Raw genomic sequence first — 21,957 nt, 5'->3', positions numbered from 1 at the left:
CGCCTCCGGACCGGCAGAACACACAGACTGGGTGATTCTAGGAAGGTCGCGGCGGGCAGTTAATGCTACTTGGGTACTGCCGGCCTGCGTCTTTGGGGGTAGCGCATTGAGAGTCCGGGGCGCGGCGGCAGGAAAAGACCCCACGGTCGTTTCCCCGCCCGCCTACCCCGCCTCGATCGGACACCGCCTGGAGGATGGAAAACCCGCTCGACGTTTTTTCCACCGCGACGCGCCAGGTGGAAAAGACCCACGGTCGTTTTCCACCCTCCCCCAGGCCGTGACTGGCGGCCTTAGAAGCTCAGCGCCGCACCGACAGCGAAGGTGCGGGTGTCCTCGTCGAGCGCATTGCTGTCCTTGCCCTCGATCTCGAACTGGTTCAGCTCGGCGACCAGCTTGAGGTTGGCATTGACGTCGTGGAACAGCGCGATGCCGCGGGTCTGGTAGTCGGCGGCACTGCCCAGGCCGTTGCCGTCGTCCTTGGTCTTGCCGTAGGACAGCGCGACGCGGTTCTTGCCGAAGCGGTAGGAGCCCTGCAGCAGGTAACCGTCGCTGTCGACTTCGCGCAGCAGCGCCTCGCCGGCGTTGTTGGTGAAGAACGGGTTGATGCCCTCGGCCTGGAAGCCGGACGCGGTCAGCGACAGGTTGCCCATCTTGGCCTGCACGCCGTAGCCGACGCCGGAGGAGTCGACGTCCTCGATGGTGTTGTCGGTGTTTTCCGAACTCTGCTGCATGCCGTTGACCCAGGAGAAGATCTGCGCGCCGCCGACTTCGAACTGGTAGGTGATCTCGGTTTCGAAGCGCGGGGCCTCCTGGTACGCCTTGTCGAGGGCGGAGCTGGTGTCTTCGTTGGTGTCCACCGGGTCCATGATGCCGGCGGCGACGCGCAGGCCGCTCATCAGCGGCGAGCGGTAGGTGATCTGCGAGGTCGGGAACGGATACGGGTAGCCGGTGCCGATGTTGCCGAAGGACACGCCGCCGCCATCCACCAGGCCGAGGGTGTCGCTGACCTGGCCGTAGCCGGTGAGCATTTCGTCGAGCAGGATGTTGGAGCGGGCGAACAGGCCGAAGTCCTTGCCAAACAGCACTTCGCCCCACTCGGCGTTGGCCGCGGTGGCGTAGAACTGGCGCACGTCGATGTCGGTGGCGGTGCCGTTGGTCTCGCTGTCGTTGATGGTCACCCAAAACGAGGCGCGGCCGCCGAGCTTGAGGTCGTCGACCTGCTTGCCGAAGTTGAAGCCGATGTAGTTGGGCAGAAAGCCCATCTTGACCCGCGACTGGGTGCGGTCGAATTGCTCGCCGGCACGATCGACGTCGCTGTTGACGTAGAAGGTGTTGAAGTAGCCGTCGGTCGAGAAGGTGGTGTCATTCTTGTCGTACAGCACGATTTCGGCGGCCGCCGGCAGGCTGAATGCCAGGGCAGTGGCAGCGGCCAGCAGGGAATAGCAGGCTTTGTTCTTGTTGTTCATCTTTGTCTCCGCTTGCGTCAGGACGACTGCCTGATCCAACAGTCGCGCCGATTATCCGGAGACGGCCGGTAGCGCCCGTATTCTGCGCAAGCGCCGGATGCCTTGTGCTTTGGCAGGCCCATACGGCGCGCGCCCAAAGCCGCTCATCCCGGGTGGCCGGAAGTCGTGCTACTCCTGCAGGCCTTATGATGCTTTGGATGTAAGCGCGCGGATTTTGGAAACTTTCCGTTCGCTGATCGCACGGAAAGCGGGCGAATTGCTCAGGCCACCTTTCGCCCGGCGCGACGCGCTGCGGATAATGGGCGCGGCCCTGGCCGCGCGGCCTGGGCCGGCGCCTGCCCCTTTCGCCCCCTGCCCGGCAGGTGGCCACCCCGCCGGATCCCCCATGCTCGACATCCTCACCATCACCACGCCCATCTTCATCATCATCGGCCTCGGTTTCCTGTCCGCGCGCTGCGGCCTGCTCAGCCGCGAGCAGATCCGCGGCATCGGCAGCTTCGTCATCCATTTCGCCCTGCCCGCCCTGCTGATCCACGCCCTGGTCACCCGGCCGTTCGAGGAGGTGATCAAGCCCGGCTACCTGCTGGCCTACGGGCTGGCCTCGCTGGCGGTATTCGCGGTGGGCTTTGCGCTGTCGCGCTGGCTGCGCGGCGACAACCTGCAGGGTTCGGCCATGGCCGGGCTGGGCATGTCGGCCTCCAACAGCGGCTTCATCGGCTACCCGGTGGCCGCCATGGTCATCGGTCCGACGGCCGCGGCGATCCCCATGGCGCTGGGCATGCTGGTGGAGAGCCTGCTGATGATCCCGCTGGCGCTGGCGCTGGCCGAGGCCGGCCGACAGAGCGGTGGCGGCGCGCGCCAGGTGGTGGCGCAGACCGCGCGCCGCCTGGCGCGCAACCCGCTGCTGCTGGCCATGCTGGCCGGCCTGAGCCTGTCGCTGCTGGAGCTGCGCCTGCCGCCGATCCTGCTGCACAGCGTCGAGCTGCTCGCCCAGGCTTCGGCGCCGGCGGCGCTGTTCGCCATCGGCGGCACGCTGTACGGGCTCAAGCCCGGCGGCATGCTGGCCGAGGTCAGCCAGGTGGCCCTGGGCAAGCTGCTGCTGCACCCGCTGGCGGTGTACGTCGCCTTCAGCCTGGTGCCGTCGCCCGACCCCACCCTCAAGGTCGCCGCCCTGCTGTTCGCCAGCGCGCCGATGATGAGCATCTTCCCGTTGCTCGGTCAGCAGTACGGCCTGGAGAACCGCTGCTCCACGGCGCTGGTCACGGCGACGGCGCTGTCCTTCCTCACCATGAGCGCGCTGCTGGGGATCCTGGGGATCTAGTGGCCGGTGCGGCTAGACGCGCGACCGATAGCCACGCGCCAGCCGCTCGACCGGCACGCCGAGGGCGAAGCCCAGCGCCAGCAGGCGGTTGCGCAGCGAGCGCCGCCACCAGCCGTCGCGCAGCCAGCGGCGCGGGTCGACCAGCACCCCCGGTCCCAGCCGGCGGAACGCGCCGAGGCGGCGCAGGCCGCCAACCAGCGGCACCTCCTCGAACAGCGGCCAGGGCGCATGCTGGCCGGCGGCGAGATAGGCGCCGCGCCGGGCGAACAGGCCCTGGTCGCCGTAGGGCGTGCCGAAGCGAGTGCGCCGGTTGACCAGCCACGCCAGCAGGCGTCCCTGCCAGGGCGGCGCGCCGGCAAAGCGGAAGGCGAAACAGCCGCCCACGGCCCCCGCGCCCAGCGCCGCGCGTAGAGCGCCGAGCGGATCGCCGCACAGCTCGGCGTCGGCATGCAGGAACCACAGCGCCTCGTGGCTGGCCTGGGCCGCGCCCTGGCGCAGCTGCGCGCCGCGGCAGGGCCGCGACGCCAGCCACAGCGCCCCGTGCTGCCGGCACAGGGCCCGGCATGCCTCGCTCTGCGCGGCATCGACCACCACCACCTGCAGCGGCGGCGCGCAGGCCGCCAGCTGGCCGAGCAGCCGCGCCAGACACGCCTCGTCGTGCCAGCAGGGGATGATCACGCTGACGCCCAGCTCAGCCACGGCCAAGCGCCGCCAGGCAGGCCAGCAGGCGGCGGCGCGCCGGGCGCGGGTCGGCGGCCAGTTCGCGCTGCGCCCAGGCGAGGTCGGCCTCGCGGTCGATATCGAAGGATTCGCCGCAGAGGCCGACGCGCCAGCCGGCGTCCCGGCAGGCAGCGGCCAGCGCCGCGCCGAGGCGCGGCGTGCTCCACGGCAGCGCGGCGAGGTCCGGCCATGGCCGGCCGGCGGCCAGCAGCACCACGCCGCCGTCGCGCGCGGCCAGCAGCACGGCGTCGTGCACCTGCAGTGCCGCGCTCACCGCGTGGTAGTGCTGCGCGCCCAGGGCCGGGGCATCGCTGCCGATGAAGATCAGTTGCCGATGCCCGGCGGCGCGCAGGCGGCGATCCAGCGCGTTCAGCCGCTCGCCGAGGTTGCCCGGCGGCTGTACCAGACAGCCCGTCGCCGCCGCCTGTCGGCGCGCCCAGTCGCCATCCGCCGGGCGATCCGGGGCGAGCACCCGCGGCCCCGGCCAGTGCGCCAGATCTTCCAGCGCGCAGTCGAGCAGCGCCTGCGCCACCGCACAGGCGGCCTCGGCGCCGAGGCTGGCCGCCAGTCGCTGCTTGCCGTGGCCGGGCGCCGGACGCTTGCACAGCAGCACCAGGGTCGGCAGATCGCGCTCGGTCATGGCCGTCGCCCTCCGTGAGTCCCCCTTCAGTACAGCCGGTCGTCAGCGGCGCGCAAGCCGCCGGGCGAATGCCGCGACAGGGTCTATCCTTGCAGCACCCATCCTGCCCGCGCCGGGACCCGTCCACCATGCACGCCACCCTGCCGCTGCTCAACGCCCTGGACTTTCCCGCCCTGCGCCGCGGCACGCTGGAAGCCCTGCAGGTCAACCTGACCTACCGCTGCAACCAGCGCTGCCTGCACTGCCACGTCAACGCCGGGCCGACGCGCCACGAGAGCATGGACGACGCCAACGTGGCGTTCCTGCGCCAGCTGCTCGACAGCCTTCCGCTGCACACCCTCGACCTGACCGGCGGCGCGCCCGAGCTGCACCCGCGCTTCCGGCAGATCGTCCGCCATGCCCGCCGCGCCGGGCGCCGGGTGATCGACCGCTGCAACCTGACCATCCTCAACGAACCCGGACAGGCGGATCTGGCCGAGTTTCTCGCCGCCGAGGCCGTCGAGATCTGCGCCTCGCTGCCCTGCTACGGCCGGGACAACGTCGACCGCCAGCGCGGTGACGGCGTGTTCGCGCGCAGCATCGCCGCCCTGCGTCAGCTCAATGCCCTGGGCTACGGCCGCGGCGGCGCGCTGCTGCTCAATCTGGTCTACAACCCGCAGGGGCCGAGCCTGCCGCCGCCGCAGGCGCAGCTGGAGGCCGACTACAAGGCGCACCTGGCCGCGGAGTTCGACATCCACTTCGACCACCTGCTGACCCTCACCAACCAGCCGATCGCCCGCTTCGGCAGCACCCTGGTCAGCCACGGCCAGTTCGCCGCCTACCTGCAACTGCTGCGCGACAGCTACCGCGCGGAAAACCTCGACGCGCTGATGTGCCGCCGCCTGCTCAGCGTCGACTGGCAGGGCTACCTGTACGACTGCGACTTCAACCAGATGCTCGGCCTGCCGCTGCAGCTGCCGGGGCTGCTCGGCCGCGAGCGCGCCCACCTGCGCGACCTGCTCAACGCCGAGCTCGACGGCAACCCCATCGTCACCCGCGACCACTGCTACGCCTGCACCGCCGGCCAGGGCTCGAGCTGCGGCGGCGCGCTCAAGGCCTGAGCGTGGACCGCCGCCGGCTGGCGCTGCTCGGCCTGCTGCTGGCGCTGGTCGCGCTGTTCTTCGTCTTCGATCTCGGCCAGTACCTCGACCTCGCCCGGCTCAAGGCCGAGCAGGCGGCGCTGGAGGCGCAGGTCGCCGCCCGGCCGTGGCGTGCGGCCGGGCTGTTCCTGCTGGTCTACGTCGCGACCACCGCGCTGTCGCTGCCCGGCGCGGCGCTGCTGAGCCTGGTGGCCGGCGCACTGTTCGGCCTGCTCGCGGGCAGCGTGCTGGTGTCCCTGGCCTCCACCCTCGGCGCCTGCCTGGCCATGCTCAGCAGCCGCTTCGTGCTGCGCGACTGGGTGCAGCGGCGCTTCGGCCCGCGCCTGGCCGCCATCGACCGTGGCATCGCCCGCGACGGCGCCTTCTACCTGTTCGCCCTGCGCCTGGTGCCGGCCTTTCCGTTCTTCCTGATCAACCTGGCCATGGGCCTGACCCGCCTGCCGCTGCGCACCTTCGCCTGGGTCAGCCAGCTCGGCATGCTGCCGGGCACCCTGGTCTACGTGAACGCCGGCCGCGAGCTGGGCCGGCTGGACAGCCTGGCCGGCATCCTCTCCCCCGGCCTACTCGGTGCCTTCGCCCTGCTCGGCCTGTTCCCCCTGCTGGCCCGCCTCCTGCTGGAGCGCCTCAAGGCCCGCCGGGTGTATGCCGGCTGGCAGCGGCCGCGGCACTTCGAGCGTAACCTGGTGGTGATCGGCGCTGGTTCCGGCGGCCTGGTCAGCGCCTACCTCGCCGCCGCCCTGCAGGCGCGGGTGACGCTGATCGAGAAGGGCCAGATGGGCGGCGACTGCCTGAACCGCGGCTGCGTGCCGTCCAAGGCGCTGCTGCGCTCGGCGCGGGTCGCCAGTGAGCTGCGCAAGGCCGCGTCGCTGGGCTGGCGCGCCAGCGGCGAGGCGGACTTCGCCGCGGTGATGGAGCGGGTGCAGCGGGTGATCGGCCGCATCGAGCCGCACGACTCGGCCGAGCGCTACCGCGACCTGGGCGTCGAGGTGCTCCACGGCGAGGCGCGCCTCGTCTCGCCGTGGGCGGTGGAAGTCGCCGGCCGCCGCCTGACCGCGCGCGCCATCGTCATCGCCACCGGCGCCCACCCGCTGTTGCCGGAGATCCCCGGCCTGGAGCGGGTCGAGCCGCTGACCTCGGACACCGTCTGGAGCCTGCGCCAGCGCCCGCAGCGCCTGCTGGTGCTGGGCGGCGGACCGCTTGGCTGCGAGCTGGCGCAGGCCTTCCAGCGCCTGGGCTGCCGGGTGACGCTGGTGGAAATGGCCGAGCGCCTGCTGCTGCGCGAAGACCCGGAGGCCAGCGCGGCGGTGCAGGCGGCTCTGGTCGCGGACGGCGTCGACCTGCGCCTGCGCCATCAGGCGCTGCGTTTCGAGGCGCTCGACGGCGGGCGGCGCCTGGTGTGCCACGACCAGGCCGGCGGGGCGGAAGTGCTGCTGGGCTTCGACCGGGTGCTGCTGGCGCTGGGCCGGGTGGCCAACGTGAGCGGCTTCGGCGCCGAAACGCTGGGGCTGGCCCTGCGCGCCAACGGCACCCTGGAAACCGACGAGTACCTGGCCACGCGCTTTCCCAACATCTACGCGGTCGGCGACGTCACCGGACCCTGGCAGTTCACCCATGTCGCTGCCCATCAGGCCAAGTACGCCGCGCTCAACGCGCTGTTCGGGCGCTTCTGGCGCTTCAAGGCCGACTACCGGGTGATTCCCTGGGCCACCTTCACCGAACCGGAAGTGGCGCGGGTCGGCCTCAACGAGCAGGAGGCGCGGACGCAGGGCATCGCCGTCGAGGTCACCCGCTTCGACCTGGCCGAGCTGGACCGCGCCATCGCCGACGAGGCGGCCAGCGGCTTCGTCAAGGTGCTGAGCGTGCCGGGGCGCGACCGCATCCTCGGCGTCACCCTCGTCGGCGAACACGCCGGCGACCTGCTCGGCGAATTCGTCGCGGCGATGCGGCACGGCCATGGCCTCAAGCAGGTGCTGGGCACCCTGCACATCTACCCGACCCTGGCCGAAGCCAACCAGTACGCCGCCGGCGCCTGGCAGCGGGCGCACGTTTCGCCGCGCCTGCTGCGCGTGCTGAAGGGGCTGCAGCGCTGGCAGCGCGGCCGCCGCGGCCCGGCGCGGCATGAGCCGCCGGTGGTGTGAGCGACTAACTCGACAGCCAGCGCCACTCGGCGTCGCCCAGCGCGGCGGCGGCGCGCTGCAGGCTGGCCACGTCCTGACGCTGCAGCGCCTCGCCCACCTTCGCCGGATAGCGCGGATCCTGCCCGCCCAGCCAGTCCGTACAGGCGCGCTGCAGACGCTCGCGGCGGCTGCCGGTGCCGGCCAGAGCGTCCAGCGCGGCGCGGCGCGCCTGCTCCAGGCGTTCGACGCTCAGCGTCGCCAGGCCCGCGCGGTCCTCCTCGATGAAGGCACGCAGGGCCTGCTGCAGCCGCGCGGCATCGGCATGCGGCGACTGCACACCGAACTGCAGTTCGGCGCCGTCCGCGCCGGCGTGGAAGCGACTGAACAGCGCATAGCCCAGCCCCTGCTCGACGCGCAGGGATTGGTAGAAGGCGCCCTGCTGCAGCAGCGCCAGCACCCGCCAAGCGGCTTCCAGCGCGGGGTCTGCGGGCGGCGCCAGCAGGCGCAACAGCACCGCCTGCTCGCTGCCGCCGAGGTGCAGGCACTGCACCTGCTCGCCGCCGCACCAGGGCGCGGCGGCCACTGGCGGCGCACCGGCCAGCGGCTGCCCCAAGCCGTCCAGCGCCGCCCGGGCGCCGGCCGGCACGCCGCCGAACACGCGGCCGTGCAGCTGTGCAGAGGCGAGGAAGTCCTCCAGCTGCCGGCGCAGCTGAGCATCGCTCCAGCGTTCCAGCAGCGCACCGGCGTCCGCCGCGTCGGCCGGCACGCGCCCCTGCGTGGCCGGGTGGGCGAGCAGACGGCGCAGCAGCAACTGCTGCGCCGTCTCGGCATGGCGCCGCTGCAGGGCGGCGCGCCAGGCCGCGGCATCGCCGCTGCGCAGGACCGCCAGCAGACCGCGCAGCACCGCCGGCAGGGCAGCGGCCGGCCCGCTCAGGCAGAAGCGCAGCTGGCCGGGACGCGACAGCGGCTGCCAGGCGTGACCCAGCTGCGCCGCGCCGGCCAGCGCCTGCTGCCACTGCGCGGCCAGCGCCGCTTCGGCCAGCTCGGCCAGCAGCCGGCTGGCCGTGTCCATACCGGCGTCCACCTGCCAGGCCAGCAGCAGCGCGGCGTGGCCGGGACGCAGCAGCGCGGCTGGCGCCGCCTGCGCCCAGTCCGCCGGCCAGGTCTCCATCGGCGCCGCGGCGACCGGCAGCAGAAAGGGATTGTCCGGCGGCCGCTGCCAGCGCGGCGCCGCCAGCGGCGGCAGGCCGGGCAGCGCCACGGCATGGGCGCGCACGGGAAACCAGGGGGTGAGCGCGCCGCCGTCCACTCGCTCGCGGGCGCACTGCACGATCAGCCGCGGCGGCACCGACGGCGCCAGCGCGTGCACCCACTGTGCGGGCGCGCGCGGCGCGAACGGCCACGGCTGCCACGTCTCGCCGCCGTGGCGCTGCCAGCGCTCGAGCCACAGGCCGGCGCGCTCCATCGGCGCCAGCTCGGCCTCCTGCCAGGCCTGCTCGCGGCGCAGGGCCTGCCACTGCGCCGCCGCCGGCAGCAGCGCGGGGTCTTCGGCGAAACGCCGCAGCCAGTCGGCGCACAACGCGGCGATGGCCTGCTCCTGCCCGCCGCCGCGCTCCAACAGCGTGATGCGCAGCCCCAGCAAGCCCTCGCCGCCGCCAGCGGGTTGCCAGTCGACCTCCAGCTGCTGCGCCCAGCCACGCGCACGCAGCTCGCCCAGCAGGCCGCCGGCGGCCGGTTGCGTCACGGCCTGGCGCAGCAGAGCCAACAGTTCGTCCTCGTGCTGCGCCGCCAGCCGCTGCGGCCACCACAGGCTCATCTGCCGCAGCGCCTGCGGCTGCTCCAGGGTCAGCGCGAGCACGCCCTGCCCGGCCGGCCACAGGTCCGCCCAGGGCGCCGCTGCGGGTCGTTCACCGCCCGGCAATGAGCCGGCCAGCGCGCGCACCCGGCGCTCCAGCTCGTCCAGCGGCTGCGGCCCACTGACCAGCAGGCGCAGGTTGGCGCCGCGGTAGTGGCGGGCATGCCAGTCGCGCAGTTCGGCGAGCAGGTCGGGATTCTGCGTATCGAGGCTGTCGCGCGAGCCGGCATGGAAGCGCGCCAGGGGATGTCCGGGGTGCAGCTGGCCGGCGATGGCGCCCTGCAGCTGGCAGTCGCCGTCCTGGCAGCGCGCCCGGTATTCGGCCTCGAGCACCTCGCGCTCGGCCTGCAGGCGGCCTTCCAGCAGCAGCGGCCGGGCCAGCAGGTCGACCAGGCGGCGCAGCGCTGGCGCCAGCTCGCGCGCCGGCACCTCCAGGTAGTAGAGGGTCTGCAGGCCGAGGGTGCGGGCGTTGTAGCGCCCGCCGCAGCCGTGCACGTAGTCGGCGAAGGCGCCGACCTCGGGATGGCCGACGCTGCCGAGAAACAGGCTGTGCTCGAGAAAGTGCGCCAGCCCCGGCCACTGCGGCGGCTCGTGGAAACTGCCGGCCGCCACGCTGACCGCCAGCGCCACGCGGGTGGCCTGGGCATCGTGCAGCAGCGCGGCCCGCACGCCGTTGTCCAGCTGCAGGGTGCGGTGCGCCAGTTGCGGAAAGTCGGAGTCCATGGGCCTGAACTTGTGCGGGGGATGGAGAGAGCAGCATCCCGCCTCACCCGCCGACGGGCAACCCTGCGCAGGTCGCAGGCGATTGCGACCAAAGTACTGCCGGCAGACGCGCGGCCATGAAAAAAGGCGCCGCATCGCTGCAGCGCCTTCTTTTCCTGCCCAGGCCAGCCGCGGGCCGGCGCGGCGGATTACTGCTGGGTGCCCTGGGCACCCGGCAGCGGACGCAGGTTCACTTCCACGCGACGGTTCTGCTGGCGACCGGACTCGTTGGCGTTGCTGGCCACCGGCTGGTCCGGACCGGCACCGCGGGTGGTCACGCGGCTCGGGTTGACGCCCTGGGAGACCAGGTAGTTGGCCACGCTCTGCGCACGACGCTGGGACAGCGCCATGTTGTGCTGGTAGCCGCCGGTGCTGTCAGTGTGACCGACGATCTCGATGCTGTTCTGGTCGTACTGCTTGAACGAGTTGGCCAGGTTGTTCAGCGGGGTGTAGAAGCTGCTGGAGATGTCCGCCGAGTCGGTGGCGAAGGTGATGTTGCCCGGCATGATCAGCTGGATGTTGTCGCCCTGGCGCTGCACTTCCACGCCGGTGCCCTGCATCTGCTGGCGCAGCTGGGCTTCCTGCTTGTCGGCGTAGTAGCCGTAGCCGGCGCCGCTCGCGCCACCGATGGCGGCGCCGATCAGCGCGCCCTGGCCGCGGTTGTCGTGGCTGATCAGCGCACCGGCGGCCGCACCGGCCAGGGCGCCGAGGCCGCCGTACTTGGCGGTCTTGCTCATGCCGGTGGACTCGGTCTGGCCGGTCTGGGCGCTCTGGTCATAGGGGTTCTGCGCACAACCGCTCAGCACAGCCAGGGCGGTAGCGGTCAGGATCAGGCGACGCGACAGTTTCATGGGTGGTTCTCCTTGAACAATTCTGGCCCGCTGTTGCAGGCATCTGGCCATTAGAGGCGAGTGGCGGCAATAAATTCCCGCCGACCTGCTCCTCAGGCACGGATAAACGGATTTTCGCGCATTTCCTCGCCCAGCGTAGTCTGCGGGCCGTGACCTGTGATCACGGTCGCATCCTCGTCGAGGCGATACAGGCGCTGTTTGATCGAGCGTTCGATGGTGGCGTAGTCGCCGCCCCACAGGTCGGTGCGGCCGATGCCGCGGCGGAACAGGGTGTCGCCGGCGATCAGCAGCTTGGCCTCGGCGAACCAGAAGCTCATCGAGCCCGGTGTGTGCCCCGGAGTGTGCAGCGCCACGCCGCAGCCGCAGGCCAGTTCCTCGTCGTCGGCCAACCACTGGTCCGGCGCCGGCATCGGCGTGTAGGGCACGCCGAACATGCGGCACTGCATCTCCAGGCCGTCCCAGAGGAACTGGTCGTCCTTGTGCAGGTGCAGGCTCGCCCCGGTGCGCTTCTTCATCTCGCCGGCGGCGAGGAAGTGATCGAGGTGGGCATGGGTGTGGATGATGCTCACCACCTTGAGGCCGTGCTTGTCCAGGCGCGCCATGATCAGCTCCGGATCGCCACCCGGATCGACGACGATGGCCTTCTTGGTCAGCGGGTCGCCGATGATGGTGCAGTTGCACTGCAACGGCCCGACGGGGAAGGTTTCGCGGATCAGCGCGGGCTGGGCGGTCATGGCAGGGCTCCGGAATCGTGGATGGCGCTACTTTGTCACACTGCGCCGGAAATTTCGGCCCCCACGGCGCACCTCAGTAGTAATACCAGCGCAGCTGCAGCTGGACCTCGTTGACCGGCGGCGCCCACTGGCTGAACTCGCGCGCGGCCGACAGGCGCAGACCGAGGTTGTCGCCCAGCTCCAGCTGCTGGGCCAGGCTCAGGCGGCGACGCACCTCGCCGTTGTGGAAGTAGTCGCCCTGGGCCTCCAGCAGCAGGTTGCCGGCGCGGTTGCGCCACAGCAGGCCGCCGTCGAAGCCGGCCGCCGGGCTGAGCCAGGCGGCGAAGTCGCGGTTCTGTTCGAGGCGCACGGTGGCCAGGGCAAAGCCGAGCAGTTCCTCGCCCAGTTGCCAGCTGCCGCCGGCGCCGCCGTTGAGGTGGCCGACCAGGCGCTCCTCGCCGCCTTCGCCGGGCACCCGCTCCAGGCCGCCGGCGACCTGCCAGGACCAGGGCTTGAGCAGCCGGTTGCGCGGGGTCAGCGAACGGATGCCGGCCAGCTCCAGTTGCTGCAGCTGCCAGTGGTTGCCCTGGTACTGGCGCAGCCTGAGCTGGGCAATCTCGATCTGCGCGCCGAGGGGAAAGCCGTCGAGGTTGTCGAGCAGATCGTGGTAGGCCATGCGCAGGCCGTATTCGGCGAAGGCGCGGTCGTCGCGGCTGCCCACGCCGAGCTGCCAGGTGCGCGACTGGTGGCCGTCTTCCGGCAGGATCGGGCGCTCGACCTCCAGGCGCGGCGGCGGGTTGCGGTTGATCGCCTGCAGCAGGCGGTAGCTGCGCGCCGCGCTGGCCGGATCGCGCTCCGCGCCGCTGGCCTGGTAGCGCAGCAGGCGGTAGGCGCCGTCCTCGATCAGCGCGCGGCGCTCGGTCGGCAGCGCCTGGTAGCCGGCGTCCTGCAGCGCCCTGCTGTCCGCGGCCAGGCGCTGCACCCAGCCCTGCTCGGCCGCTTCGAGCGGTGCGGCGCGCGCCAGCAGCTCGCGCTCGCGCGAGGGGCGGTAGTCGATGCGTTCGATCAGCCCGGCGTTCTTCACCGCGCGCACGGTGTCGGCGGGGATCGCGGTGAGCGGGAAGTCCTCGGTCAGCTGCAGCCCCGGCCGAGCGATTTCCAGCAGCTCGAGCAGGCGGTAGGAGCAGTTCTCGTCGAAGAAGAAGTAGTCGAACTGGATCTGCCGCAGCTCCCACACGTGTTCGAGCAGGCGGCCGGTTTCCACGGCCGTCAGGTTCAGCCGGTACTCCCACAGGTCGCGGTTTTCCAGACGGCTGTATTCGCCGATCTTCTCGCGGTAGGGCATCAGCGCGAACAACCCGGGGTAGCCGCCCATCAGGCCCTTCCAGGCATACAGGATGCTGTTGTCCATGCCCTCGATGTAGGCGCCGAAGTTCAGCGCATAGCTGAGCAGCGGGCTGCCCTGGCGGTCGATGTCGGCCTGGTCGACGCGCAGCAGGGTGTGGCCGAACATCGACGAGGGGCTGTTGAGGTAGGCGGCGGGGAACACCAGCACGGTGCTGTGCGGGGCGATGTCGGCGTACCAGGCGGCGAACTCGGGGCACGCCGGCGCCGGCAGGTCGTCCAGTGCCAGCTGCTCGCGCAGCCAGCGGGTACGCGCCGGATAGCGACACTGCGGATGGCGGTCGCCGAGGGCCGCCGGGCGATACAGCGCCTCGAAGGTGGCCGCCAGCTCGGCGGCCGGGTCCTCGGCGCCGCTGGCGGCGAGGAAGAATTCGTCGTCGTCGACGTAGCTGCGCCAGCCGCCCAGCTTGCCGCGCTCGTAGTGGCCGAGGGCGAGCCAGAACGGCTCGGCGGCCAGGGCTTGCAGGCGGGCAGGGGCGAGTTGCGGAGCGGCCTGCAGCACGGTGCAGAGGCCGCACAGCAGGAGGGGAAGCAGACGTCGGAGCATGGGGAGCCGTGGCGCGGGAAACACGAAAGTGCCCGCCGCAGCGGGCACCCGGAAAGGACGGGCGCCGCGGGAGCGCCCGCGGCGGGTCAGGCCTTGTCGGCGTACTGGGCCAGGCGCGCGTCCTGCTTCAGCACGGCCAGGGTGGCGGCGTGCACCTGCTCGGCGGTGACGTCGGCAGAGCTGAAGATTTGGGCGAAGTGCTGGTGGGTCACGGCGGCGAAGTGCGCGCGGTCCTGCGGCTGCACGCCGAGCACCACGGCGTAGGTGGTCAGGGCTTCGCCCTCGCCCTTGGCCATGTCTTCGGACAGCTCGGTCATGATGCTGCTCAGCACCAGCATCGACTTGCCGTCGTAGCGCAGCGCGCCCTTGGTGGAGCAGCCGTTGGTGCCAGAGGTCATGCCGAAGGTGGCGTTGCCGGAAGTGCCGTTGGTGGTCGAGGCGACCAGGTGGGAGGGCAGGCCGCGCTGGCCTTCGAACAGCATGTTGCCCCAGCCGCAACCCGGGCCGCCCGGTGCTTCGGCGAAAGCGTTGAGGGAGGCGGCGGCGAGCAGGGAACCCAGCAGAATCCGTTTCATGTTCGATCTCTTCTTCAATGTGATGACGCAGGCCGGCGACCTTGCCGGCCCTGCCGCGCAGCTTTTTGCAATATCCCCGCAATGTCAAGGCGATGACCTGGGCGGCGCCTGCGACTGTGCGCCGCGTCGAAGTCAGAAGCGCAGGCCCAGTTCGAGGGCCAGGAAGTCACGATCGCCCTGGGTGCTGTAGCGGCCGCCGAAGAAATCGGTGTAGGCCAGGCTGGCCGTGTAGGTGTCCAGGTAGTCGGCGTCCAGGCCGAGGCTGATCGCCTTGCGCCCCTCCTCGAAGGTGGCGTCGGGGGCCGGCGAATAGCCGCGCACGTCGTGGGCCCAGCCGAGATTCGGCCGCAGGTCGATGCCGGCAATGGCCTTGTCGTACTCCCAGACCGCACGCAGGCGATAACCCCAGGCGTCGCGGGTGGTGAAGCCGTCGTTCGCGCAGTAGCGGCCGACGTTGCGCGCCGTGGCGCTGCCGAGGGTGGCGGCGTTGAGGGCCTCGCAGCCGCCGTTCGCCAGCGGGCCGGGGCCGAACACTGGGTCGCGGCCGTAGCGACGCGGCCCGCGGCTATTCAGGCCGCCGACGTGGCTCCAGCCCAGCTCGCCGTCCAGGGTCAGGCGGCTGGCGCCCATGACATTGTCGAAGATGTGGGTCAGGCCGGTGTGCAGCTGGGTGACGGCGTGGCGCCGGTAGCCGGGGATGTCCTCGCCGGGCCGCGCCTGCAGCGGCGAAAGATCGGCATCCAGCGGCGTGCGGGTGGCATTGAGCACATCGACGATGCTCAGCTGCAGCGGCGCATTGGGCCGGTAGCTGAGTTCGCCGCGCCACTGGCTGCCGCCGGCCAGGGTGGTGGCGAAGCTCAGGCCGTAGAGGCGGATGTCCTCGGGGTAGTCGAGGAAATACTGCGCCTTGCCGGCCGCCAGCAAGGGCGCCAGCTCGGCCGGCAGCCCGGCACGGAAGGCCTCGGGGCCGGCGGCCGTGGCGCCGAGCAGCGGCGCGCGGCTGTGGTAGTTGATGAAGTAGCCGGCGAACTGGGTATCCAGCGGCGCGACGAAGTAGCGCAGGGCCACGCCGAACTGGCCGGCGTCGGCGGCGTTGCGGTTGGCCGCGCGGCGCATCAGCACGCCCTCGCCATCGACCGCGACACCGGCCGCCGCCAGGCTGGCCAGGGTGCCGGGCGACAGCGCGGCGCGACTGTTCAGCACGCGCAGGTTGTCCACGCAGCCGTTGGCCAGCAGGTCGGACTGTGCGAAGAAGCTGCCGCAGTTGTCCCCCGCCGTCGGCTCCCACTCCAGCTGGTAGAAGGCCTCCAGCGCCAGCGCGTCGCTCAGGTTCTGCGCGACATGCAGCAGGTTGACCGGCAGCAGGCCGTCGCGCAGCTGCGCACCGGGCCGGCGCCGGGCGGCGACATCGAGCGGGTTGATGACGTCGATGCCGCCCGGCAGCAGGCGGCTCTCGCCCCAGCTGACCACCTGCTGGCCGAGGCGCACGCTGCCGGGGCGCTCGCCGAGGCGGTAGTTGCGGTAGACGAAGGCGTCCAGCAGCTGCGCGCCGGCAGCCTGCGCACCCGCCCTGCGGCCGTGGTCGTCGAGGTCCTTGAACGGCCGGCCCTCGTCCTGCAGCTCGACGTCGTACCAGTAGCGGCCGCGCAGGAACAGGCCGCTGTCGCCGCGGCGCAGCTCCAGACCGTGGACGCCGGTGAAGCGCTTGGCGAAGGTTTCGCCACGCTTGAAGTTCAGGCGGCCATCGTCGCCGCTCTGCGCCAGGCCGCGGCCGCCGTTGTTGGCGCCGATCAGCTCCCGGTCGACAGCGGCCGTGGACCAGCTGGCGCCCAGCGACAGGCTGGAGTCGAACTGCCCCTCGACGGCGCCGAGATTGAACGGCACCGCGCCGGCCGGAACGGCCAGCGTGGCGCCCAGCGCCAGTCCGGCCAGGCGTCGGGCCGGTTGGATTCTGCTCATCAACACGCTTCCATCTTTCTGTTCAGCTCCGCTGCACGCCATCGGCGCCCGGCATTATCGGACAAGCGCGCCGGCTGCGGGTTCGTCATCGACCCAGGCAAGGCGAAATCGACGTCAACGCAGCATGGCCGACGCGCAGCAGAGGCTGAACAGGCTCGCGGAGAGCAGCTCGCCCAGTGCCAGCCGCAGGCCCAGCGCAATCAGCACCGCGCCCATCAGCCGGTCGAACCAGTGGCCCATGCGCGCGAACCCGCTGCGCACGCGAGACAGGCTGAACAGCAGCGCCATGGCGCAGAAGAAGCCCGTGGTGGCGAACATCAGGTAGAGGCCGTAGCCGGTCTGGATCAGCCGCGGCGTGTGCGGGTCGATCACCACGGTGAACACCGAGAGGAAGAACAGGGTGACCTTGGGGTTCAGCGCGTTGGTCAGCAGCCCGGTGGCGAAGGCGCTGCGGCCGCTGGGCGCGGCGCTGGCGGCCAGCGCCCGCAGCGCGGCCGGATCGGCTGGGCGGGCCTGCAGGGCGTGCCAGCCGAGGTACAGCAGATAGGCCGCCGCCAGCCACTTGAGTACGGCGAACAACGCCGCCGACTGCGCGACGATCAGGCCGATGCCGAGCAGCGAATAGGCCACGTGCAGAAAGATGCCGCTGCCCACGCCCAGCGCGGTGAACAGCCCGGCGCGGCGGCCGTGGCTGACGCTCTCGTGGATCACCACGGCAAAATCCGGCCCCGGACTGGCCACGGCGAGCAGGTGGATCAGCGCCACGGTGAGAAATTCCGACCAGTACATGCAGCCTCCCCGGCTGGCTCGGCCAACGCCACGGGCGGCAGCGGCTGCAATCGGCCGGCGCTTTCCGCTAGGCTGCTGGGATGATAGCGCGCCAGCCAGCCCACGGCGGCGCCCGCCCTCACCCGCCCAGGAACTGCCTTCGCATGACCGCCATCCGCGCCGTATTTCTCGACCATCCCTCCCTCGACCTTGGCGACCTCGACCTGACGCCGTTGCGCTTGCTGTTCGCCGAGCTGGAACTGCACGCGCAGACCGCGCCGCAGCAGGTGGCCGCACGCCTGCAGGGCGCCCAGGTGGCGATCAGCAACAAGGTCATGATCGACGCCGCCACCTTTGCCGCCTGCCCCGAGCTCAAGCTGGTGCTGATCGCCGCCACCGGCACCAACAACGTAGACCTGGCCGCCGCCCGCGCCCACGGCGTCACCGTGTGCAATTGCCAGGGCTATGGCACCCCTTCGGTGGCCCAGCACACCCTGATGCTGCTGCTCGCCCTGGCCACCCGCCTCCCCGACTACCAGGCCGCGGTGCGCGCCGGGCGCTGGCAGCAGTCCAGCCAGTTCTGCCTGCTCGACTTCCCGATCGTCGAGCTGGAGGGCAAGACCCTCGGCCTGCTCGGCCACGGCGAGCTGGGCAGCGCGGTAGCGCAGCTGGCGCGCGCCTTCGGCATGCGCGTGCTGCTCGGCCTGCTGCCGGGGCGCCAGGCCGTGGACGGCCGCCTGCCGCTGGATGAGCTGCTGCCGCAGGTCGATGCACTGACCCTGCACTGCCCGCTGACCGAGCAGACGCGCAACCTGATCGGCGCGCGCGAGCTGGGCCTGATGAAGCCCGGCGCCTTCCTGATCAATACCGCCCGCGGCGGCCTGGTCGACGAGCAGGCGCTGGCCGACGCCCTGCGCGCCGGTCATCTCGGCGGCGCGGCTACCGACGTGCTCAGCGTCGAGCCGCCCAGGGACGGCAACCCGCTGCTGGCCGCCGACATCCCGCGGCTGATCGTCACCCCGCACAGCGCCTGGGGCAGCCGCGAGGCGCGCCAGCGCATCGTCGGCCAGCTGGAGGAGAATGCCGCCGCCTTCCTCGCCGGGACACCGATGCGCGTGGTGTCGTAACGAATCTCGTAGGGTGGGAAACCGCCGCAGGCGTTTCCCACCATCGGCGGCAACGGGAGAGCGCTGCGCAGCGGCCCCTTGCTGGACAAGACCTGCGGTCGTTGTCCACCCTACGCCGCCACGGATTTGCCAGCCGTCGGGGCTTTGCCTAATCTGCCCGCCTTTTGTTCCGGAGATGTCCGATGGATCCGCGTAGCGAAGTGCTGTTGCGTCAGGCCGAACTGTTCACCGGCCCCCTGCTGCTCGCCGGGCTGCCGGCCGACGAGCTGCTCGGCGTGCTGCCCGAAGCCCACGGCTGGAGCTGGCTGTGGCACGAGCACAGCGCCGTCGAGGCGCGCTATCCGGGACGCTGCCAGTTCGGCACCCAGGCGCCGGCACGGGCCTTCGCCGGCGCCGTGCTGTTCCTGCCCAAGTCGCGCGAGCTGACCGACTACCTGCTCGCCGCCCTGGCCGCGCGCCTGCCCGGCGCGCCGCTGTGGCTGGTCGGCGAGAAGCGCGCCGGCATCGAGCGCGCCGCCAGGCAGCTGGAGCCGTTCGGCCGGCCGCGCAAGCTGGACAGCGCGCGCCACTGCCAGCTGTGGCAGGTGACGGTGGAGCAGGCCCCGGCTGCGCCGGACCTCGACGCCCTCGCCCGCCGCTACCCGGTGCTCACCCCGCAGGGCGAGCTGCAGGTGGTCAGCCTGCCCGGCGTGTTCAGCCACGGCCGCCTGGACGTCGGTTCGCGCCTGCTGCTGGAGCACCTCGACGGCCTGCCGCAGGGCGAGCTGCTCGACTTCGGCTGCGGCGCCGGAGTGCTCGGCGCCGCCTTGCAGCGCCGCTATCCGGCCAGCCGGCTGCACCTGCTGGACGTCGACGCCTTCGCCGTCGCCAGCAGCCGCCAGACCCTGGCCGCCAACGGCCTCGCAGGCCAGGTGCTGGCCGGCAGCGGCATCAGCGATGCCCCGCACGAGCTGGCTGCCATCGTCAGCAACCCGCCGTTCCACCAGGGCGTGCACACCGACTACCAGGCCACCGAGCAGCTGCTGCGCGAGGCCGCCCGCCACCTGCGTCCCGGTGGCGAACTGCGCCTGGTGGCCAACAGCTTCCTCAAGTACGCGCCGCTGATCGAAAAGCATCTCGGCCCGTGCACGCTGCTGGCCGAGCGCGACGGCTTCCGGGTGTACTCGGCGCGCCGTCCGTGACGCAATGGCGGTGCGCATGGCGCACCCTACGCAGGGGCCGGCGCCTCCCACAGGGTGCGCCATGCGCACCGACGGCCCCCGCTGCCTTGCCTCTTGCGCCCCCCTTGGGCACAATGCGCGCCGTCCTGAGGGAGTAGTCTGCCGCCGAGCGATTCGGTGGCGTGCGCGTCAACATACTTGGTCCGCAGACCATGGCGCGCACAACCCGCACCGGCCACGCCGGCGCCGCGGTTCGACAAGACTCATGACACTCACAAGCCGACCCGGGGCGGGCAGGCTGTGCGTGTCATGTCATCGTCGACCCGCCCCCACTGGAATCCTTGATGGAAGCCCTGCAATCCCTGTTCGTCCCCACCGGCCTCGTTGCCCTCGCCGAAATCGGCGACAAGACGCAGCTGCTCGCCCTACTGCTCGCCGCCCGCTTCCGCAGGCCCTGGCCGATCATCTGGGGCATCCTGGTCGCCACCATCGCCAACCACTTCGCCGCCGGCGCGCTGGGCAAGTGGGTCGCCTCGTTCTTCAGCGAAGCCACCCTGAGCTGGGTGCTCGCCGCCTCGTTCCTCGCCGTGGCCGCCTGGATGCTGGTGCCCGACCAGATCGACGAGGACGAAGCCTCGCACTTCAAACGCTACGGGCCGTTCCTCACCACCCTGATCGCCTTCTTCCTCGCCGAGATGGGCGACAAGACGCAGATCGCCACGGTGATGCTGGCCGCGCAGTACGAGTATTTCTGGCTGGTGGTCGCCGGCACCACCCTGGGCATGCTGATCGCCAACGTGCCAGTGGTGCTGGCCGCGCACTTCTCGGCCGACAAGCTGCCGATGACCCTGATCCACCGCATCTCCGCGCTGTGCTTCCTCGCCCTGGCCGGCTATGCCGCCTGGCATGCGGCGACCCTGAGCGGCTGGATCGGCTGACGGCCGCGGCAGGGCGTGCTCGCCGCCGCCCTGCCCGCCACGTCGCAACGCGCGCACAAAAGCCGGGGTTGGACCTCCGTCCGATAGCCGTTTGTCGGTAAACGGCTTACCCTCTCAAAGAAGAGGGGAAATATAACGGAGGACAAGCAATGTCCCGACTTGCGCGCGTTCCGCTGTTCACTGCCTGGCGCCAGACCCTGCGCGCCGGCTACACCCGTCAGGCGCTGCGCGGCGACATTCTCGCCGGCCTCACCGTCGGCATCATCGCCATCCCGCTGGCCATGGCCCTGGCCATCGCCGTCGGCGCCCCGCCGCAGCACGGCCTGTACACCGTGCTGGTGGCCGCGCCGCTGATCGCCCTCAGCGGCGGCTCGCGCTTCAACGTCTCCGGCCCCACCGCGGCTTTCGTGGTGATCCTGCTGCCCATCGTCCAGCAGTACGGCCTCGCCGGCCTGCTGCTGTGCAGCATGCTCGCCGGGCTGATCCTGATCGCCCTCGGCGTGCTCAAGGCCGGTCGCCTGATCCAGTTCGTGCCCTACCCGGTGACCCTCGGCTTCACCGCCGGCATCGGCGTGGTGATTGGCGGCCTGCAGCTCAAGGACGCCCTCGGCCTGACGGTGACCGCCAGCGCGGCGCACTTTCCCGAGCAGATGCTCAACCTGCTGCTGGCCCTGCCCAGCGCCCATCTGGGCGATGCGCTGGTCGCCATCGTCACCCTCGCCGTACTGATCGCCTGGCCGCGGCTGGTGCCGAAGATTCCAGGCCACCTCGCCGCGCTGGCGGTGGGCACCCTGCTCGGCCTGCTGCTGGAGGTCGCCGGCCTGGGCATCGCCACCCTCGGCGAGCGCTTCAGCTACATGGTCGACGGCGTCGCGCAGCCGGGCATTCCACCCTACCTGCCGAGTTTCGCCCTGCCCTGGCAGCTGGCCGACGCGCCGCCGCTGAGCCTGGCGCTGATCCGCGAGCTGCTGGCCCCGGCGATGGCCATCGCCATGCTCGGCGCCATCGAATCCTTGCTCTGCGCGGTGGTGGCCGACGGCATGAGCGGCAGCAAGCACGACTCCAACGGCGAGCTGATCGGCCAGGGCCTGGGCAACCTGATCGCCCCGCTGTTCGGCGGCATCACCGCCACCGCGGCGATCGCCCGCACCGCCGCCAGCGTGCGCGCCGGCGCGTTTTCGCCGCTGGCGGCGATCATCCATGCCGGCGTGGTGCTGGCGGCGATGCTGCTGCTGGCGCCGCTGTTCAGCTACCTGCCGATGGCGGCGCTGGCCGCGCTGCTGCTGATGGTGGCGTGGAACATGGCCGAGGCGCCGCACGTGGTGCATACCCTGCGCATCGCCCCGCGCAGCGACGTGGTGGTGCTGCTGACCTGCCTGGTGCTGACCGTGGCATTCGACATGGTGCTGGCGGTGGGTGCCGGCCTGCTGCTGGCCGCCGGCCTGTTCATCCGCCAGATGAGCGCGCTGACCGACACCGCGCCGCTGCCGCGGCACTTCCACCAGGCGCTGCACGACCTGCCCGAGCATGTGCTGGCCTACGCGATCCGCGGCCCGCTGTTCTTCGGCGCGGCGGAAAAGGCGCTGAACACCCTGTGCCGCTTCACCCCGGGGCTGAAGGTGGTGATCGTCGACCTCAGCGCGGTGCCGCTCTTGGACATGACCGCGCTGGCGGCGCTGGACACCGTGCTGCGCGACTTCCGCCACCACGGCGTCGGCCTGATCTTCAGCGGCACCAGCTCGCGGGTGCGCCTGCAGCTGCGCCGCGCCGGCATCCACCGCCACAACCACCAACTAGCCTACGTGCACGATCTGGATCAGGCGCGCGGCAAGGCGCTGCGCTGGCTGGAGGAAAGGACGGAACCGACGGTCGCCGCCGAGCCGGTGTAGGGTGGG

17 protein-coding genes are annotated in these 21,957 nt (G+C 71.5%); 7 read left to right on the top strand and 10 right to left on the bottom strand.

Annotated elements, in window-relative coordinates; genetic code table 11:
- Positions 1-290: 290 nt before the first annotated feature.
- Positions 291-1,466 (bottom strand): porin, encoded by a 1,176-nt coding sequence (locus KRX52_RS07540; protein ID WP_217681122.1) that lies wholly within the window; start codon positions 1,464-1,466, stop codon positions 291-293.
- Positions 1,467-1,851: 385 nt separating this feature from the next.
- On the opposite strand from KRX52_RS07540, the gene KRX52_RS07535 reads away from it, so the two are divergent.
- Positions 1,852-2,787, top strand: coding sequence for an AEC family transporter (locus KRX52_RS07535; protein WP_217681121.1), 936 nt, complete (start codon positions 1,852-1,854; stop codon positions 2,785-2,787).
- 12 nt (positions 2,788-2,799) lie between these two features.
- Here the strand turns inward: KRX52_RS07535 and KRX52_RS07530 are convergent, their stop codons facing one another.
- Together KRX52_RS07530 and KRX52_RS07525 are read right to left on the bottom strand one after the other, a co-directional pair.
- Entirely contained in the window at positions 2,800-3,486 is a 687-nt protein-coding gene (locus KRX52_RS07530; protein WP_217681120.1) for a glycosyltransferase, read from the bottom strand.
- On the bottom strand, positions 3,479-4,147 hold the full coding sequence (locus KRX52_RS07525; RefSeq protein ID WP_217681119.1) for a TIGR04282 family arsenosugar biosynthesis glycosyltransferase: 669 nt from the start codon (positions 4,145-4,147) through the stop codon (positions 3,479-3,481). Before KRX52_RS07525 ends, KRX52_RS07530 begins: the two co-directional genes overlap by 8 nt.
- A gap of 128 nt (positions 4,148-4,275) precedes the next feature.
- Here KRX52_RS07525 and arsS point away from each other — a divergent pair, with 128 nt between their 5' ends.
- Together arsS and KRX52_RS07515 are read left to right on the top strand one after the other, a co-directional pair.
- On the top strand, positions 4,276-5,247 hold the full coding sequence (arsS, locus tag KRX52_RS07520; RefSeq protein ID WP_217681118.1) for an arsenosugar biosynthesis radical SAM (seleno)protein ArsS: 972 nt from the start codon (positions 4,276-4,278) through the stop codon (positions 5,245-5,247).
- Positions 5,248-5,249: 2 nt separating this feature from the next.
- Positions 5,250-7,424, top strand: coding sequence for a dihydrolipoyl dehydrogenase family protein (locus tag KRX52_RS07515; RefSeq protein WP_217681117.1), 2,175 nt, complete (start codon positions 5,250-5,252; stop codon positions 7,422-7,424).
- Between the two features lie 4 nt (positions 7,425-7,428).
- Here the strand turns inward: KRX52_RS07515 and KRX52_RS07510 are convergent, their stop codons facing one another.
- From KRX52_RS07510 to KRX52_RS07480, 7 genes are all read right to left on the bottom strand, one after another.
- Entirely contained in the window at positions 7,429-9,981 is a 2,553-nt protein-coding gene (locus tag KRX52_RS07510) for an insulinase family protein (protein WP_217681115.1), read from the bottom strand.
- 188 nt (positions 9,982-10,169) lie between these two features.
- A complete protein-coding gene (locus KRX52_RS07505) occupies positions 10,170-10,871 on the bottom strand; it encodes a YiaD family glycine zipper/OmpA-like lipoprotein (RefSeq protein ID WP_217681114.1) in 702 nt (233 codons plus the stop codon).
- A 92-nt stretch (positions 10,872-10,963) separates the two neighbouring features.
- Positions 10,964-11,605 carry an MBL fold metallo-hydrolase gene (locus tag KRX52_RS07500; protein ID WP_217681113.1) on the bottom strand — a complete coding sequence of 214 codons (642 nt, stop codon included), beginning with the start codon at positions 11,603-11,605 and terminating at the stop codon, positions 10,964-10,966.
- 73 nt (positions 11,606-11,678) lie between these two features.
- Positions 11,679-13,535 (bottom strand): Lnb N-terminal periplasmic domain-containing protein, encoded by a 1,857-nt coding sequence (locus KRX52_RS07495; RefSeq protein ID WP_217681112.1) that lies wholly within the window; start codon positions 13,533-13,535, stop codon positions 11,679-11,681.
- An 86-nt stretch (positions 13,536-13,621) separates the two neighbouring features.
- Complete coding sequence (locus tag KRX52_RS07490; protein WP_217681111.1) at positions 13,622-14,110, bottom strand: DUF3015 domain-containing protein; 489 nt, start codon at positions 14,108-14,110, stop codon at positions 13,622-13,624.
- A 132-nt stretch (positions 14,111-14,242) separates the two neighbouring features.
- Positions 14,243-16,069 (bottom strand): DUF1302 domain-containing protein, encoded by a 1,827-nt coding sequence (locus KRX52_RS07485; RefSeq protein WP_217681110.1) that lies wholly within the window; start codon positions 16,067-16,069, stop codon positions 14,243-14,245.
- A gap of 114 nt (positions 16,070-16,183) precedes the next feature.
- Positions 16,184-16,858 (bottom strand): LysE family translocator, encoded by a 675-nt coding sequence (locus KRX52_RS07480; RefSeq protein ID WP_217681109.1) that lies wholly within the window; start codon positions 16,856-16,858, stop codon positions 16,184-16,186.
- 143 nt (positions 16,859-17,001) lie between these two features.
- Here KRX52_RS07480 and KRX52_RS07475 point away from each other — a divergent pair, with 143 nt between their 5' ends.
- The 4 genes from KRX52_RS07475 (at position 17,002) to dauA (ending at position 21,951) form a co-directional block, all read left to right on the top strand.
- Complete coding sequence (locus KRX52_RS07475; protein WP_217681107.1) at positions 17,002-17,964, top strand: 2-hydroxyacid dehydrogenase; 963 nt, start codon at positions 17,002-17,004, stop codon at positions 17,962-17,964.
- Between the two features lie 182 nt (positions 17,965-18,146).
- Positions 18,147-19,145 (top strand): methyltransferase, encoded by a 999-nt coding sequence (locus KRX52_RS07470; RefSeq protein ID WP_217681106.1) that lies wholly within the window; start codon positions 18,147-18,149, stop codon positions 19,143-19,145.
- Between the two features lie 332 nt (positions 19,146-19,477).
- Positions 19,478-20,062 carry a TMEM165/GDT1 family protein gene (locus tag KRX52_RS07465; RefSeq protein ID WP_217681149.1) on the top strand — a complete coding sequence of 195 codons (585 nt, stop codon included), beginning with the start codon at positions 19,478-19,480 and terminating at the stop codon, positions 20,060-20,062.
- A gap of 149 nt (positions 20,063-20,211) precedes the next feature.
- Positions 20,212-21,951, top strand: coding sequence for a C4-dicarboxylic acid transporter DauA (gene dauA, locus KRX52_RS07460; protein WP_217681105.1), 1,740 nt, complete (start codon positions 20,212-20,214; stop codon positions 21,949-21,951).
- Positions 21,952-21,957: the final 6 nt, after the last annotated feature.

Origin of the sequence: Geopseudomonas aromaticivorans, assembly GCF_019097855.1 — a bacterium.
GTDB classification, from domain to species: domain Bacteria; phylum Pseudomonadota; class Gammaproteobacteria; order Pseudomonadales; family Pseudomonadaceae; genus Geopseudomonas; species Geopseudomonas aromaticivorans.
The sequence above is the reverse complement of the archived record's forward strand: the minus strand, read 5'-3'. Positions and strand labels throughout refer to the sequence as shown.

Coding starts and splice junctions, on each gene's coding strand:
- KRX52_RS07500 (WP_217681113.1), bottom strand. CDS start 11,605: ATGACCGCCCAGCCCGCGCTGATCCGCGAAACCTTCCCCGTCGGGCCG.
- KRX52_RS07490 (WP_217681111.1), bottom strand. CDS start 14,110: ATGAAACGGATTCTGCTGGGTTCCCTGCTCGCCGCCGCCTCCCTCAAC.
- KRX52_RS07525 (WP_217681119.1), bottom strand. CDS start 4,147: ATGACCGAGCGCGATCTGCCGACCCTGGTGCTGCTGTGCAAGCGTCCG.
- KRX52_RS07495 (WP_217681112.1), bottom strand. CDS start 13,535: ATGCTCCGACGTCTGCTTCCCCTCCTGCTGTGCGGCCTCTGCACCGTG.
- KRX52_RS07505 (WP_217681114.1), bottom strand. CDS start 10,871: ATGAAACTGTCGCGTCGCCTGATCCTGACCGCTACCGCCCTGGCTGTG.
- arsS (WP_217681118.1), top strand. CDS start 4,276: ATGCACGCCACCCTGCCGCTGCTCAACGCCCTGGACTTTCCCGCCCTG.
- KRX52_RS07475 (WP_217681107.1), top strand. CDS start 17,002: ATGACCGCCATCCGCGCCGTATTTCTCGACCATCCCTCCCTCGACCTT.
- KRX52_RS07540 (WP_217681122.1), bottom strand. CDS start 1,466: ATGAACAACAAGAACAAAGCCTGCTATTCCCTGCTGGCCGCTGCCACT.
- KRX52_RS07485 (WP_217681110.1), bottom strand. CDS start 16,069: ATGAGCAGAATCCAACCGGCCCGACGCCTGGCCGGACTGGCGCTGGGC.
- KRX52_RS07535 (WP_217681121.1), top strand. CDS start 1,852: ATGCTCGACATCCTCACCATCACCACGCCCATCTTCATCATCATCGGC.
- KRX52_RS07470 (WP_217681106.1), top strand. CDS start 18,147: ATGGATCCGCGTAGCGAAGTGCTGTTGCGTCAGGCCGAACTGTTCACC.
- dauA (WP_217681105.1), top strand. CDS start 20,212: ATGTCCCGACTTGCGCGCGTTCCGCTGTTCACTGCCTGGCGCCAGACC.
- KRX52_RS07480 (WP_217681109.1), bottom strand. CDS start 16,858: ATGTACTGGTCGGAATTTCTCACCGTGGCGCTGATCCACCTGCTCGCC.
- KRX52_RS07510 (WP_217681115.1), bottom strand. CDS start 9,981: ATGGACTCCGACTTTCCGCAACTGGCGCACCGCACCCTGCAGCTGGAC.